General features: G+C 53.0%; 9 protein-coding genes and 1 tRNA gene. 6 read left to right on the top strand and 4 right to left on the bottom strand.

From position 1 onward, the window contains the following. Positions 1–107: 107 nt before the first annotated feature. From BN348_RS01440 to BN348_RS01415, 6 genes are all read left to right on the top strand, one after another. Positions 108–1,244 carry a peptidylprolyl isomerase gene (locus BN348_RS01440; protein ID WP_040195744.1) on the top strand — a complete coding sequence of 379 codons (1,137 nt, stop codon included), beginning with the start codon at positions 108–110 and terminating at the stop codon, positions 1,242–1,244. Positions 1,245–1,905: 661 nt separating this feature from the next. Beyond that, positions 1,906–4,296 (top strand): Ig-like domain-containing protein, encoded by a 2,391-nt coding sequence (locus BN348_RS12820; protein WP_052446608.1) that lies wholly within the window; start codon positions 1,906–1,908, stop codon positions 4,294–4,296. Positions 4,297–4,645: 349 nt separating this feature from the next. After that, complete coding sequence (locus BN348_RS01430) at positions 4,646–5,665, top strand: sugar-transfer associated ATP-grasp domain-containing protein (protein WP_040195742.1); 1,020 nt, start codon at positions 4,646–4,648, stop codon at positions 5,663–5,665. 112 nt (positions 5,666–5,777) lie between these two features. Continuing rightward, positions 5,778–5,855, top strand: a tRNA-Pro gene (locus BN348_RS01425). Positions 5,856–5,964: 109 nt separating this feature from the next. After that, positions 5,965–7,044, top strand: coding sequence for a tetratricopeptide repeat protein (locus BN348_RS01420; protein WP_040195741.1), 1,080 nt, complete (start codon positions 5,965–5,967; stop codon positions 7,042–7,044). A 98-nt stretch (positions 7,045–7,142) separates the two neighbouring features. Continuing rightward, complete coding sequence (locus BN348_RS01415; protein ID WP_040195740.1) at positions 7,143–7,895, top strand: glycoside hydrolase family 25 protein; 753 nt, start codon at positions 7,143–7,145, stop codon at positions 7,893–7,895. Between the two features lie 148 nt (positions 7,896–8,043). Here BN348_RS01415 and BN348_RS01410 read toward each other — a convergent pair whose 3' ends face one another. From BN348_RS01410 to BN348_RS12815, 4 genes are all read right to left on the bottom strand, one after another. Then, positions 8,044–8,241 carry a hypothetical protein gene (locus tag BN348_RS01410; protein ID WP_040195739.1) on the bottom strand — a complete coding sequence of 66 codons (198 nt, stop codon included), beginning with the start codon at positions 8,239–8,241 and terminating at the stop codon, positions 8,044–8,046. Further along, entirely contained in the window at positions 8,231–8,611 is a 381-nt protein-coding gene (locus BN348_RS01405) for a DUF11 domain-containing protein (RefSeq protein WP_040195737.1), read from the bottom strand. The genes BN348_RS01410 and BN348_RS01405 overlap by 11 nt, the downstream gene beginning before the upstream one ends. A 525-nt stretch (positions 8,612–9,136) precedes the next feature. Then, entirely contained in the window at positions 9,137–9,355 is a 219-nt protein-coding gene (locus tag BN348_RS01400) for a hypothetical protein (RefSeq protein ID WP_040195736.1), read from the bottom strand. A 106-nt stretch (positions 9,356–9,461) separates the two neighbouring features. Then, a complete protein-coding gene (locus BN348_RS12815; protein WP_052446607.1) occupies positions 9,462–14,873 on the bottom strand; it encodes a carbohydrate-binding protein in 5,412 nt (1,803 codons plus the stop codon). Positions 14,874–15,375 lie beyond the last annotated feature (502 nt).

The following is a 15,375-nucleotide window of genomic DNA, read 5'->3' as shown; positions in this document are numbered from 1 at the left end:
ACCACCCAATTCTTGTGTGGAATCAGGGGGAAACCGGCGTGTTTCTCCGTTCGCCAGAACGCCACAAATGCACAATATATTATAAGCCTTAAGGAGGACGTTCCAAAATGAATCGCAACATGAAGATTGCATCCGCCGTCATGGCTGGCGCAATGGCATTATCACTGACCGCCTGCAGCTCGAAACCGGCTGTCGTGGCGACCTTCGACGGAAAAGAAGTGACCGCAGGGGTGTACCTGACCTTTCTGACCAATGTCTATGCATCCGGCTCCCAGCAGGTTGAGGACACCACGAAGGATGTCTTTGAACAGCAGATTGAGGGCAAGGACGCCGCAGAATGGATGAAGGAGCAGGCATTGGCCGCGCTGAAAGAATATGCGGCCATCGACAAGCAGTTCGACGAGCTGGGCCTGACCCTCGCAGACGCCGACACCCAGTACATAGACCAGCTGACCGACCAGGACTGGCAGTCTTACGGCGGCTATTATGAAGCCAACAACATTGCCAAGGAATCCTTCCGCCTGGTAGAGGAGAACAACTACAAAGCATCGATGATCTTCAACAAGTATTACGGTGAAGGCGGCCTTGAGGCCGTTCCGGATGAAGACATCATCAAGCATATGAGCGAGAATCTCGCAGAAACCAAGGCGCTGGTCATCCCGCTGACCGATTCCTCCGGCAACGCGCTTTCCGATGAAAAGAAAGCGGAGTACAAAACGCTTGCCGAGACCTACTACAAGCAGGTCACCGAAGAAGGCAAAACCATCGATGAGATCATCACCGAATTCAATAAAGTGGCAAACGAAGGCTCCGAGTCCTCCGCATCCTCCAGCAGCGACGCGTCGCAGGACACCTCGGATTCCATCGCAAACCCGAACGTCATGCTGATCCAGAAGGACAACACGCAGGTTCCGTCCAAGTTCAAGGAAAAGCTGTTCTCCGCGGCTGCTGACGAAGTATTCCTGCAGACCAACGACGACGACAACTACTACTTTGTCGCGAAGAAGCTGGATGTCACCAAGGACACTTCGGTCCTGACCCAGTACCGTTCCACCCTGCTGCAGGAGATGAAGAGCGACGAGTACCGCGCAAAAATCGAAAAGTGGTCCGAAGAGGTTGAACTGAAGGTCGATGAAAAGGCGATTGCAGCCTACCCGCCGACCGATATCAAGGAGCCGGAGGCAGCATCTTCCGCAGCTTCGGGCACCTCCTCCCAGACCGGTTCTACAACAGCATCTGAATAAATTTCAGCCAAAACGGCTGTTATTCGGTTACCTTTTAAAAAGGCAGAGGAAACTCTGCCTTTTTCATTTTTGCAGCTTTAGCGTTGCAAAACTACCGGCTCTGCCGATGAGAATAAAAAGCTCTAGCTTTCAGGATAGAGGAAAGCGAATGACAACGCTCATTTCGTACAAAGTAAGAAGCTGCAGAGATATAACTGCTTGAGCAGCTGCAGTGCGCGTGATGCAAATGACAGTTACTCAGTGCCTCTTTAAGAAGCCAGCCGGTAGGATGCCCTTCCAGGGCTGGTGCATACCACCACTGGTGGTTTTGATTTAATCGGTGTTATCGAACTCGTGCTGTCCCGTTTTTAAACTTTGACTGGCAGCGTATCCTTTCATCCTGAAGACCTGCGGCCAGTGCTTCGGCAGAATGGTGTAGGGGACGAGAACAGTCGCTGTCCCAGAACAACCGCCATTCTGCGTCAGACAGGATCAGACTGTGTGCGGAACAGGGCGAGGATGCCAGATTACCCGCAGTCCGGAAGGATTTGCCGGATGCAGGCAATTTGGAAGATGACACGCCAAATTACTACTAATATTCTGTGAATTCTATTGACAGATAAATTTTGATATGATAAATTTTAAAGTGTGTGTAAACAATGAAAGGGGAGTGTGTCGAAATATGAAAAAGTTGGCTGGTTTTCTGGCGGCAGCGCTGATCTGTGTGGGAATTTTGCCGGCGGAAACCATTCTGGCTGCAACGCCGCAGGTGCCGATCACATCGGTCTCATTTGCGAGCGACCTGTCCCAGGTTGAATTGGGGAAAACCGCAAGGTTTACAGTGGAAGTGCAGCCATCCAATGCAACAGAAGACAAAACTGTCAGCTGGCAGACCGGCAATCCGCTGATTGCATCGGTTGACCAGGATGGCAATGTAACTGGAAAAACGCTCGGAAAGACCTGGCTGTATGTGCTTAACAAAGCGTCCGGCAAGCGTGATTCCCGGATTATAGAGATAGTGCCGGGCAAGGATGTCCCGGTGACATCGGTTCAGTTCACATCCGACGAGACAAGCGTTTTTGTAGGCGCCAGCGCACGGTTTACCGCTGAAGCCCTTCCAAAGGAAGCGACGGCGGACAAGAGTGTAACCTGGAAAACCGGCAACCCGTTTATCGCCAAGGTGGACGATCAGGGCATTGTAACCGGCCTGCAGGTTGGAAAGACCTATCTGTATGCGATGAACGGCGCGTCAGGGAAAAGCGCGTCGCAGATCATTGAGGTACGCGAATCGGTAAAGCCGAACATCCCGATCACAGGCATCCAGCTGACCGGCGGCGCGGACAGCGTCGATGTCGGAAAGTCCGTACAGTTCAAGGCGGAGGCTGTGCCGTTCAACACCACCATGGACAAGACCATCACCTGGAAGACCGGCGACCCGTCCATTGCGAAGGTGGATGCAAACGGTGTTGTGACCGGCGTCAAGGCCGGCAGCACCACCGTCTATGCCATGAACGCCGGATCAGGAAAGAGCGTGGTGCGTGTCATCAAGGTCACACAGCCACAAATTCCGGTGACCGGCGTCGAGTTCACCGGCGGCGCGGACAGCGTTCAGGCAGGTAAAACAATCCAGTATACGGCGCGTGCGCTGCCGGCCAACACGACGATGGACAAAACCATCACCTTTGAGGTGAGCGATACCTCCATCGCGACCGTTGACCAGTCCGGAAAGCTGACCGGCGTCAAAGCGGGAAAAACCACGCTGCGCGCACTCAACAAAGCTTCGGGCAAATCGGTGAGCAGAACGGTCACAGTGCTTCCCAAGACTGTGGCGGTGAGCGGCGTGTCGCTCGACAGCACCAGCAAGACGCTGGTACTCGGCAACTCCAGCACGACCACCTTCCAGCTCAAAGCGACGGTGTCCCCGTCGGATGCGAGCAACAAAACGGTCAGCTACAAATCCAGCAACACCGGCATCGCCACCGTGTCGGACACGGGGCTTGTACGCGCGATATCCACCGGCACCGTGACCATTACGGCCACGACGGCGGACGGCGCAAAGACCGCAACCTGTAAGGTTTCGGTCAATCAGCTCGGCTACCACATCGACGACGGCTATTATATGATCCAGCAGAATTTCAACGGGAAGTTCCTGGGCGTGCAGAATGGCTCAAATGCCAACGGCGCTAAGGTTGTGGCGGCGGCCAAAAACGACAGCAATTCACAGAAGTTCCGCCTGGAGAATATCGGCGGGAACAAGGTGAAGCTGTATCCGCTGAACAGCCAGAACGGTACCGGCCGCGTACTGGATATCAACCGTGGAAACTCCTATAACAACCCGCTGAAAATCGGTCTTCCAATCGATATCTGGGACCAGAACGACCCGGAAGCACAGGAATGGCTGATCTATAAATGGGCGGACGGGACCATCGGGTTCTTTTCACCGAAGGTCACCAACGGCTGCATCGGAACCGATGCGAACGGCTATGCGATTCTGTCGCAGAGCGGCTCGTCGAATACGCAGCAGTTCAACCTCATTAAAACCACTTTCACCGGCGAAACGACGCCGGGCAAGGTGTCGAATGCGCTGAACGTGCCGCTGTATAAGCAGACAGATTCCCGCTGGTCCTCCATCTCGCTCGGCGATTCGAACATTGGAAAAATCGGATGCCTATTGTGCGACGCCGCGATGATCGAAACATACATGACCGGCAAAACGGTCACGCCGGATATTGCGCGCAAAAAGTACAGCTTTACCTCGGACGGCTCGCTGTATTGGGCCAGCGCCAATCTGGTGCGGGATGAGCTTGTCACCTCCAGCGACTATATGAAGAAGACCTTCAACCAGCTTTACAATGAGAAGAAGCCGGTTGTGGTCGGCGCGGAGGGAACCTGGGGCATGCATTGGGTCACGGTATACGGTTATCAGAACGTTCCGATCGACTCCTATGGAAACCCCACCTCGCTGTCTCCGGAGATGTTCTTAATCCGCGACCCGCTCGGCTATTACAGCACGCTGGCGGAATTCTTCAAGCAGTACCCGTATTTCCGCCGGACGGCCTATACCACGCTGTAAACGTCATAATTGGTTTGACCCATACATAGAATAAAGATGTACCCCGGAAGTTTAAAAGCTTTCGGGGCATTTTTTCTTGTATTCGACGGTCTGCCGCTTCTATAGAGGCTATGTGCGTAATTGTATTTTTACGGAATAGTTTTCATCCAAAAATTTTATGAAATCCTCTTATTTCGCCTAAATGGACAACCCCTGTGAAAATCCCGCTTTTTTAGCGTAGAATTCCTGACAAAATCCCTTGACTTTTGCATATCATGTACTATAATTGAAAAGTGACGACTGCGTGAAGATGCCGTGACAACCATCTGAGCGCGTTTTACGGTAATACTGTTTATGAAAGAGGTGCCGCATGTACAAAATTAAGACACTGTTCAGAAGGATAAAAGGTATGAGCTTTGAGCGGATGTTCCGCATCATCGGCCAGATCCATGAGGAATCGAAGCTGCCGAAAGTTTTCATCTTTTTGGATATGGTGTGGTGCGCGCTGTATTACGGTGTCGGATATCTGGATTATCAGGTGTTCGGTTTTGCCTATGTGCGCGGCAAAAAGCGGCATACCTTTATGACCATGAACGCCAATACACTGCTGATCCGGACCATAAACAACAAGGCCTTTGACGACCTGTTTACCGACAAGATTAAATTCAATAAGCAGTTTCATGATTATATCGGCAGGGAGTTCCTGGATCTCCGTGAGGCCAAGTTTGAGCAGTTTGCGGCGTTTGTCGAGCGCAACCCGATCTTTTTCGCCAAAGCTGTCGACGAATTCGGCGGACAGGGAATCGACCGCATCAACCGCCAGCAGTACCCGGACCTGCGGGTGCTATATGACCTGCTTCGGCAGAACCATCAGTATGATGTCGAGGAATGCATCGTCCAGCATGAAAAGATGAACCTGCTGAGCCCGTCGAGCGTCAACACGATGCGGGTGGTCACGGTGGTCAAGGACGGCGTTCCAAACCTGATGTACACCCTCCTGCGGATGGGAGACGGCACAAAAGAGGTCGACAACATCTGTTCCGGCGGCATGTACTGCCCGGTGGACAGCACCGGCAGGATCTGCAAGCCGGCATTCTGCGACAAGACCGGCCAGCTCTATGAAACCCACACCTATACCGGCACGCAGCTGGTGGGCTTTGAGGTTCCGTTCTATGCCGAGGCCATCGATATGGTCAAGGAAGCGGCGCTGCTGGTGCCGGAAATCGGCTATGTCGGCTGGGATGTCGCAATCACCGCAAAGGGCCCGGTACTGGTGGAGGGAAATACCATCCCGTCTTACGATATGTGTCAGAATTATTATCATCTGGACGACCGGAAGGTGGGCTATGCGCCAAAATTCGAAGAGGTTCTTGGCACATCGCACCGGTAATCCCGCGGGTGTTTGCATCCGGGGCCATGAGTCGACACAGAAAGTTTACAAATAAAAGCGGGTTACTACTGGACGAACCCGCTTTTCTATGGTATAATAATTATCGTTGTTCCGGGGTATAGCTCAGTTTGGTATGAGCGCTTGGTTCGGGACCAAGAGGCCGTGAGTTCGAGTCTCACTACTCCGACCAGAAAAAAGCACAGCATAAGTTTTTTAACTTTTATGCTGTGCTTTTTTATTTTGCAATGCTATAATAATACTGAAATTTTTATACCATGTACAGGAAGGAGGAGATGAATTTGAATTGTGAAGACTATATTCTGTATATACGAAAAGAAATGAAGGAAAAGAAAAAATACGACGAATATGTACACGCTCTAAAAGCATACAGGCAGTACTTAGAGAAACGATTGCTGCATGAGCCCAATGATATTGAAGCCGTCTGTCAGTACAGCGCCATATTACAGGAGCTTCGGTATTCGAAGAAAGAATGCGCAGAACCGATGGAAAAGGCGTTGGTGCGGAAATCTGACAGTCTGATCCCATTCGATAAATTGCGACTGCATACCAATCTGGCCGGTATTTATGAATCTGGAGAAAAATGTGTAAAACATCTACAGAAGGCGGTTCAACTGAACCTGCCGGTGCCCCATGCATATGATGCGTTGGGCAGGGTATATATATTAAAAAAGGAATATCAGCTAGCGGTTCCATTGTTTAAAAAAGCGGCGCAGCTGAGCAAGAGGGCAGTTTATCAGTACAACTATGCCGTATCCCTTTACCAAAGCTGTGAAGTTGAACTGGCAAAGAATCTATTGGAATCTCTTCTGCCATCTACCGATCAGGAAATATTATATGCATATGCGGTGTGCTGCCATTTTACAGGAAACGGTGATCAGGCAGCAGCGATTCTGGACGTTTTAGCTGGTACCACTACAGAAAACAGTCGTGTTTCAAAGTATGAGCTTGCAGACTTATATTTTCTGTGTGGGAAGTACCGGGAACACAATGCCATGATAGACGGTGCAAATTTCCCTCCCGCGCGAGAATGCAGTTGGGTATATCCCTATCTCTATGCTTTGAAACAGCAGGATGAGATGCAAAGACTGAAACAGAAATATTGTGAATTCCTACAGGAAATCGAAGAAGACAGAGCGTACATTGAGGATGAGTCTTTGGACGCCGATTTTTCTCAAGAAGATAAGGATAACTACATGGCAAAATATCAACAGGAAGCGCGAGCGCTCCAGGAGTTCTACACAAAATTGTTGAGATTAGATTTTGTTCCGGTTAAAACCATTACGCTGTATTGTAAAGATGAATGTTATATGCTGGACTGTCCAAGGCATCAGTATGTGATAGGGCATATTGACCTTTAAAGTGTACAGCAAAATTGTTGTAAGTAACCACTTTTGCTTGTTCACGCTGCGTGTGCCTGCTTTCTGTCCCCGATTACTGTATAGACAAGGATGAGGATATGAAACCCAAAAGTTTTATTACAATTGGTCTATGGATTCTTCTGCTGGGTGCTTTATGTACCGGATATCTATTCTATACCGGGATACTGCAGTTCAACCATCCCGACCCGGAGAAATACCCGGTCAAAGGAGTGGATGTATCCTCCTATCAGGGAGAGATTGATTGGGAGGTTTTGGCCTCACAGGATATCCGGTTTGCCTTCATCAAGGCGACTGAGGGAAGCGGCTATCAGGATCCATACTTTGTTTCCAACTGGGAGCAGGCGCGCTCAGCAGATGTTGCAGTGGGAGCCTATCATTTTTTCAGCTATGACAGTCCCGGCAGACAGCAGGCCGAAAACTTTATTGCAGCAGTGCCAAAGATGGAGCATGCATTGCCTCCTGTCATCGATGTGGAATTCTATGGGGATTACGAAAGAAACCCACCGTCAAAGAATGCCGTGGTTTCATCACTTCAGGAAATGATAGATGAATTGGAAACATATTATGGCGTCAAACCGATGCTCTATGCCACAAAAAAATCCTATGATCTGTACATAAGCGGTGGATTCCCTGATCACCCGATCTGGATACGGGATGTATTCGGCTTTCCAAAACTGTCGGATAGCCGTGATTGGAGCTTTTGGCAGTATTCCAATCGAATGCGTCTCGAGGGATATGACGGAGCAGAACCCTATATTGATATGAATGTTTGGAATGGTACGCAGGATAGCTTTGAGCGGTTTATGTATGAAAATCGCAGTATAAAGTAAGCGGTTTTATGAGGTATTAGAACATGAAAAAGGCACTGCTTGGCGCAGTGCCTTTTTCATGTTTACGGCCAGAATCAAGCAGGAATGGATTTGTGTTCGGCCTAAACAAACGATGTTTAGGATTGAAAGATGATTTCTGAACGCTTCCTCACCCGCCGGGCTGACGGGGGCAGCAGAAGTATACCGTTGTCTTGATTGGTTCACTGATATGGCATTTTCCGCCGTACTGGATGCAGGAATAGGACACCAGATCATATGCAAAGCCAATATAGTAGGGACAGCTGCAGACGCACCGGCAGGGAATCAGCAGAGGCTTCTTGAATGGCGCCGGATTATCACTGATCACCGCCGACCACCTTCACCTGAAATTCGATGCTGGCGGTGCCCAATGCGGCAATGTTCGCAATCGTATAGGTCAGGGTATTTGTTGTGACGGTCGGAGTTGCCGCAGTGCCGTTTACCTTAAAGGAATCGGCGACATATTCGCCTCCAGTTGGAATGACATCGGTGAATGGAAGACTGGTGAGTTCGTTTAAGCCGAGGTTCGTGACCGTAACAGTATAGGTCAGGATATCGTCGATGCTGGCTGTCAGTTTGTCAACAGCTTTTACAACAGTAGGCGCAAGCAGCAGCACGGTTTCTACGGTATTGCTGTTGATGGGTGCTCCGCCGTATGTGACGCTGGCCTGGTTGCTCAGTTTATTAATAATAGCCATGAAGTTACCTTCTTATCTGTATAGAATTTCAGCATAGATGCCGCTATCATTATATGACCTGAAGGATGAAAGTGTTTACAGTTCGTCCGGTTTGGAGCGGACTGTTTTGACAGCCGCCATGACGATATAAAGGCAAAGACCACGGTGGCCTTTGCCTTTATATCGTATTATTACATAGGACTTATATAGTCGTTTTATCGAACATAGGATTATCCTCTTAACCGTGATAAAATTACAGTGGCGGTGTTCCTTATGAATCATATATAACAAGAGAAATACTATAGGGACTGTTGCCATTATGTCACGCCGCATGAAAAGTATATAAAAGCGGCAGCCGGGCACTGTCCCTTTCCAAGGTTGGAATTTCGCTGCGTAAGAGCAGGATATGCGTAAACTTTCGGGGGCTTGATCCGGAGGACAATTCTTAACTTATAAAAACGTGAAAAGCCTGTGCGTTCGTGCACAGGCTTCAGTCTATCAAAAGCGTTAAGTAATAATGGTATACTATTGTTTATCCAACCTTTTTCAACCGGCTGTTGTTAAAGGACCGCAGCGCAGCGGTCTTGCTTTGTTTGTCAAGTGGTTCTTGGCAAACACAAGAAAAACACTGCGAAACAGCGATGCACACATATTAAACTGAAAATTATAAAGATAAAGACGAACAGCCGTGCATTTCGGCAGGCAGGAGGGCATCCCCTGAAACGGTATGTCCCCTGCCTGCCGAACCATGAAAAAGAGTTGCATGATATCCTCCCTTTTGGAAGGGTGCGCTCTCACCTGTACACAGCAAAGAATGGGGCCGCGGCGATAACCGCCGCGGCCCCATTCTCTTTGTATGTCAGGAGAGATGTTATCCTTTCAGAATTGCGAGCTTCATCAGGACCAGGTCGAAGATGTTGGTCTCGCCGTCGCTGTTGAAGTCCGCCATATCTTTATAGATGTCGTCCGGGCTGGCCCGCAGAATCATGGCCTTGGCAAGCACCAGATCAATGACGCTGATGAAGCCGTCGCCGTTCGCATCGCCCTTCACGCCGATCCTATAGCTGTATTCGGCAATCTCGCCGTTCATAAAGCGGACGATGCTGCCGGTTCCAAGATAATCGCCGCCGGTGAGCAGTTCGCCATCCTTGTTCTGGATCATAACCACGTCGCCATTGGAAAGCTCCAGCGACGCGAGGTATGTATCGACTGTGGTTTGGGGAGCGACGACAGCCACGCCGTCCACAACGTCGGAGACCTTCAGGTCAAATGACAGCGCATCGAAGTTCCAGCTTCCAACCTTGAAGATGATCCTGAATGCCTGCGGTCCGGCGGAAAGCGCCACATTCTTGATCGTGACATCTTTAAAATCGTACCAGCCGCCGGTGTACGGGATGCTGGTCATGTACTGGGAACCGTCGGCTGTCTGCAGCACCACGGCGTCGATCTTGCCGGCGGTGTTGCCGCAGGCCGCTTTCAGGTTGATGTCATAGACACCTGCGCGCTCGACATCCAGCTTGTAGTCCAGACGGGTCGCCTCGCTGGTATAGGCCAGATAATAGCCGCTGGCCGTATCGGCGGTGGCAAGAATCGCGTTCTGCAGCACGTTGCAGTCCTCGGCCTCGATGACCGTTGTGCCGGAACCGACCGGATGCTCGAAGTCCACGCTGACTGCTTTCTGGAACGTGAAGTAGTTGATGTTGGTTCCGGTGCCGTAGGAGTAAAGCTGCAGCACCTGTCTGCCCGCTTTGAGCGGCACGCTCTTGACGCGGATATCCTGATAGACCTGATAGTCGTTTGTCGCCGGCGGATAGACCGACGTCCTGTAGCCGTCCTCGGTGGTCAGCGTGAAGCCGGTCGAGGAGCCGTTCTTGGACGCATAGCGGATGATGATGTCATAGTCGCCCGCTTCCTTCACATCGAGCTTGTACTCGACAAAGTCGTTGACATGGAAGCCGCCGATGTTGAGGGTTCCGCCTTCATCCTTGCACGCCTCGGTGTTGATGCCGTACATTCTGGAGAATTCCTCCGCCTCCATTTTGACAGGCTCAGAAAGATTAATTTCATGATAGCCTTCGCTGTCCCGTTCAACCGGTGTGAAGGACATGTAGTTGAGGTTGAAGCCGGAGTTGAGGCCGTTGAGCCGAAATACCTGCTTGCCGGCCTTCAACGGGATGTTCGTGATCTCGAAATCCTTCCAGACCTGATAGCCGCCGGTGGTCGCCAGATTGGTGGTGAACCGGTAGTTCGCCGCCGTTTCAACGCTGAGAGCCGGGTTCTTGTTGCCGTTGGCCGCATAGCGCAGCTTCAGGTTATACATGCCGTCCGCCGGGACGTCGATTTTATACTCGACCCAGTCGTTCGCATTGAAGCTGCTCAGGTTAAGCCCGCCGCCCGCGTCCGAGCAGGCTTCGGTTCCAAGGCCGAACATGTCGTCGTAGTTCTCCGCTTCGAACTGTACCGGATCGGTTTCGCTGAGCTGGACATAGTTGCCCGCGTTGACCGAACCAACCGTGAAGTAATTCAGGTTCCAGCCGCTGGTATTCGCATAGATGCGCACACGGTGCACGCCCTCGCTGAGCTGGACGCCGTTCACCGGCACATTGATGTACTTCTGGTAATCGGTGGTATTCGGCACATCCATATTCGCAATCTCCTGATCATCGATGATCAGCTTGATGGCCGAGGCCTTGCCGGCACTGCTGGATACGCGGAATTTGAAGTTGTAGCTGCCCGCTTCGCTGACATTGATTTCATAGTCCATCCAATCGCCCGCGTCGATGTAGCAGACATTCATGCCGCCGCCGACGTCGCTGCACTTCTGCAGCTGGATGCCGGACATCGCAAGATAGTCCTCGCCCTCGATCTTGACGACCTTGTTGGAGCTGTCGAGATACTTGTTGGAATAGCCGAACATCCAGTCCAGCACGTCGGTATCGTCATAGGCGATCTCCCACGCGTGATGCGCATTGCCCGAAACGAGCCCCGGATGGTCGGATTCATATTCGGTGTAGGTGACGTTCTGGCTGCCGAGTTCCAGCAGGGTGCTGTAGGCCTCCCGGCTGTTTTCGACCGGGACCGACGGGTCGCCGTTTACATGGAAGATGCTGATTGGCAGACTGACCGCGTTTTTCAGGTTGTCACGGATTGTGTCGTCGAGCCGTCCGCACAGCGGCATGGCCGCAGCGAACCTCTCGGGATACTTGGTGATCATGTTCCAGGTGCCCTGTCCGCCCATCGACAGGCCGGTGATGTAGACCGCGTCCGCATCGATGTTATAGCCCGCAATGAGCTCGTCGATCAGCTTCAGGAGCGCCTGTTCGACCTCCGGGGAATTCCAGCGCAGATCGCCCGGCACCTGCGGCGCGACGACATACGCCTTGTTCTTCTCCTGCTGGGATGGCTGTGCGAACGCCACCGCCAGCTTGTTCGCGGCAATCTGCGTGACGTTGTTGTCCCCGCGTTCACCCGAGCCGTGCAGCGCGATGACCAGCGGATATTTTTTGCGGCTCATCATATTCTTCGGCCGGTAGAAACGGTAATTCATCGTGAAATCGCCGTTCTGGATGGATTTCGCCGAGAAATCATCCGCGACGAGGTTCTTCGTTACAAATCCGCCGCTCAAATCCGGCAGGCCCATGTTCTTGCCGGTGATCGAGAGCAGGCCGCCGCTCTGTTTGACGTCATAGCTGTAGCTGGACACCTGCGTGCGGCTGCCGTCATAGTAGCAGGTCGCGGCGTTCTTATCCGCCTCATCCAGCTCGATGATGACATACCGTCCCGCCTTCGGCGTGTCGGAAAGTCCCGCTTCGCTGTTGGTGTACACCCTTTTGACGGTGCGCGGCGCGGTTTCGCCGTTGACCGCCGCATTTACCTGATAGGTCGAACTGCCGATGGTCTGATGGAACACCTGCTCCGGGTAACGGATGGCAAGCGCCGTGACCTTCTGGCCGCCGGCGGTCACCTCGGTGATGATGGTGGCGGACTGGCTGGAGGTCAGCCTGTCAAGCTCCTTTTCAGGCTGCATTTTGTTCTCCACCTGCTGGACCACGATCTCTTCAGGAACCGTGAAATCCGCTTTGCCCCTGAGATCCGCGGAGGACGCCGCCACATAGGCGCGGTAGCTGCCCGGCTCAACAATCCACTGCGCGGCCGATTCATCGTAGCTCTTGAAGTCCTCGGCGGTCAGGGTCATCGAGACCTCTTCGGATTCGCCCGGCCGCAGCAGGCTTGTCTTCGCAAAGCTCCTGAGCTGGATGGCCGGCTTCTCCAGCTTGACCTGCGGTTCGCTCAGGTAGAGCTGGACCGCTTCGCGTCCCGGCACGTCGCCGGTGTTGGTGACCTTTGCCGTGATGGTGACCGAACCGTCAAAGACGTTCCTGTCCGCTTTGACGTCGCTGTATGCAAAGGTGGTATAGGAGAGTCCGTATCCGAACGGATAGGCCACTTCCTTGTCAAAGGTGGAGAAGTAGCGGTATCCGACATAGATGTCCTCGTTGTAGTAAGCTTCGAGGTTGAGGCCTGGGAAATCGTCCGCGGACGGGTAGTCCTCATAGCTCTTCGCAATGGTCTGCGCGAGCTTGCCGGACGGGTTGACCTTGCCGGAGAGCACGTCGACAATCGCGTCGCCGACCTCCTGTCCCGGCTGCCACGCGAGCAGGATCGCGTCGACGTCGTCCTGCCAGCTCTGCATCTCGATGACGCCCGCGACGTTCAGCACCACCGTGACGGTCTTGCCTGCGTCGTGGTACGCCCTGGAGACGTTCTTGATGACATTTTTCTCATCCGAGGTCAGATAGTAGTCTCCCTCGTCGACCTGACGGTCGCCGCCCTCGCCGGAATTCCTGCCGATCGCGATGACCGCGTTCCCGGTCTTCGGGTCTGCGGCCTGCTTCGCCGCGTCCTCATAGCTGACCGTGAATTCGCCGCTGTTCGAGTCGTACATCTTGACGACGTCCTGGTTCAGCGCGATGCCCGCGTTGGCAAAGCCCTCGCGCAGGCTGACGATGCGCCGGACGTTGACGTTTCCGCTTCCGGTGCCGCCCTTGACCGGACTGGTCTGGTTGCGTCCGTAGAGCGCGACGTTCTTGCCTTCTTCCATCTTCAGCGGCAGCGCGGATGCGTCATTCTTCAGAAGCACCATGCCCTGCGAAGCCGCCTCGCGCGAAATCTGCGCGTTCGTCTCGCTGTCCGGACGGCGGCTGAAGGTGAAACCGCCCGGCTTATAGCCGTTGTTTTTATAGTCCTGGAAGGTCGGGGTCTTCTCCACCATTGCCAGAATATTGGCCACGCTGCGGTCGATCTCCTCCATGGAAAGCTCGCCCGCGTTGTAGGCCGTGACAATGCTCTTGTAGTCGCCCTTCGGCATCACGATGTCGTTCTGGGCATGGATGGCGTCGACCATGGTGCCCTTCTGGTTCCAGTCGGTCATGACAAGACCGTCGTAGCCCCATTCTCCGCGCAGCACATCGGTCAGAAGCTCCGGCTCGTTCGCGGTGTAGGTGCCGTTGATCTTGTTGTAGGAGGACATGACCGCCCAGGGCTTGCCCTCTTTTGCCGCGATCTCAAAGCCGCGCAGATAGATTTCGCGCAGCGCGCGTTCGCTCAGGATCGAGTCGACATCCTTGCGGTCGGTTTCCTGGCTGTTGACCGCAAAGTGCTTAATGGTCGTGCCGACGCCGTTCTCCTGAATGCCTGCGGTCATGGCCGCGGCCATCTTGCCGGAAACCAGCGGGTCTTCGGAGTAATATTCAAAGTTTCGTCCGTTCAGCGGGTTGCGCTGGATGTTCAGCGCCGGCGCCAGAAGCAGGTCGGTGCCGAAGTCCCGGACCTCGGAGCCGAAGGCGCGTCCGACGTCGCTGACCAGCTGCGTGTCCCAGGAGGACGCCAGCAGCGTCGCAATCGGCCAGGCCGTCGCATAGGTTTTGTTTCCATCCGGGTCGGTCGTATTCGAGATACGCACGCCTGCCGGTCCGTCCGGCAGCAGCACCGACGGGATGCCGTACTTCGAAATGCCCTGCGTATAACCCGCCGTGGTGTCCACGGTGTGGGTCAGCGCGCCCGATTCCCCATCCTCATCCGGGATGTCCTCGGCTTCGCGGTAGGTGCCGCTCAGCAGCGACGCCTTCTCTTCCACCGTCATAACCTTCAAAATGTCTTCGATAGAGTCCCTGCCGAGCTTCGGGATGTATCCGGCGTCCGATTGGAGCGCGCCGGCGGCCGGAGCAAAGGCCGAAGCCGCCATCGACAGGGTCAGCAGGACTGCCAACAGTTTCTTTTTCATACTGCACTACCTTTCTCTTTTCAATGCCTTTCATCATTCACGCCCGCGCCGTCCCGCATATCGTTTCGCTTCCACATACTGTAATCTCATACAGGAAAACGGTTCCCACATCCGGCGGCGGACTGCACTTTGCATTTTATTCATAGACTTCAGGCTAATTTTCCACAAAATGTTTCACGGCCGTGAATATTCAATTTTATTATACGACCGGCCGCTGTATATGTCAATCCATATACATAATAGATTCATACAAACGATAAATTCATCACTTTGACTAAAAAATATTCTTCAATTTGTTCCATTTCACCAGCCTTTTTGAGGCGTATCGTTCCATCTTCACCAATATACAGCAGTCCGGCCCCAATTGCATCTGATCTCTCGCCTGCGGCGGGAATGCTTCCCGATGCGCCGGCCGTGCCGCGTTTCTGTTTCCTGCTGAAGGCGGGTTCCCTATCGCCGCAGCGTGCCCGGGTTGTATGGGCCTATAAGGCCTTTGCCGCAT

The organism is Candidatus Soleaferrea massiliensis AP7 (assembly GCF_000820765.1).
GTDB lineage: Bacteria > Bacillota > Clostridia > Oscillospirales > Ruminococcaceae > Soleaferrea > Soleaferrea massiliensis.
Note: the sequence above shows the minus strand (reverse complement) of the source record. Positions and strands in the feature narration are given on the sequence as shown.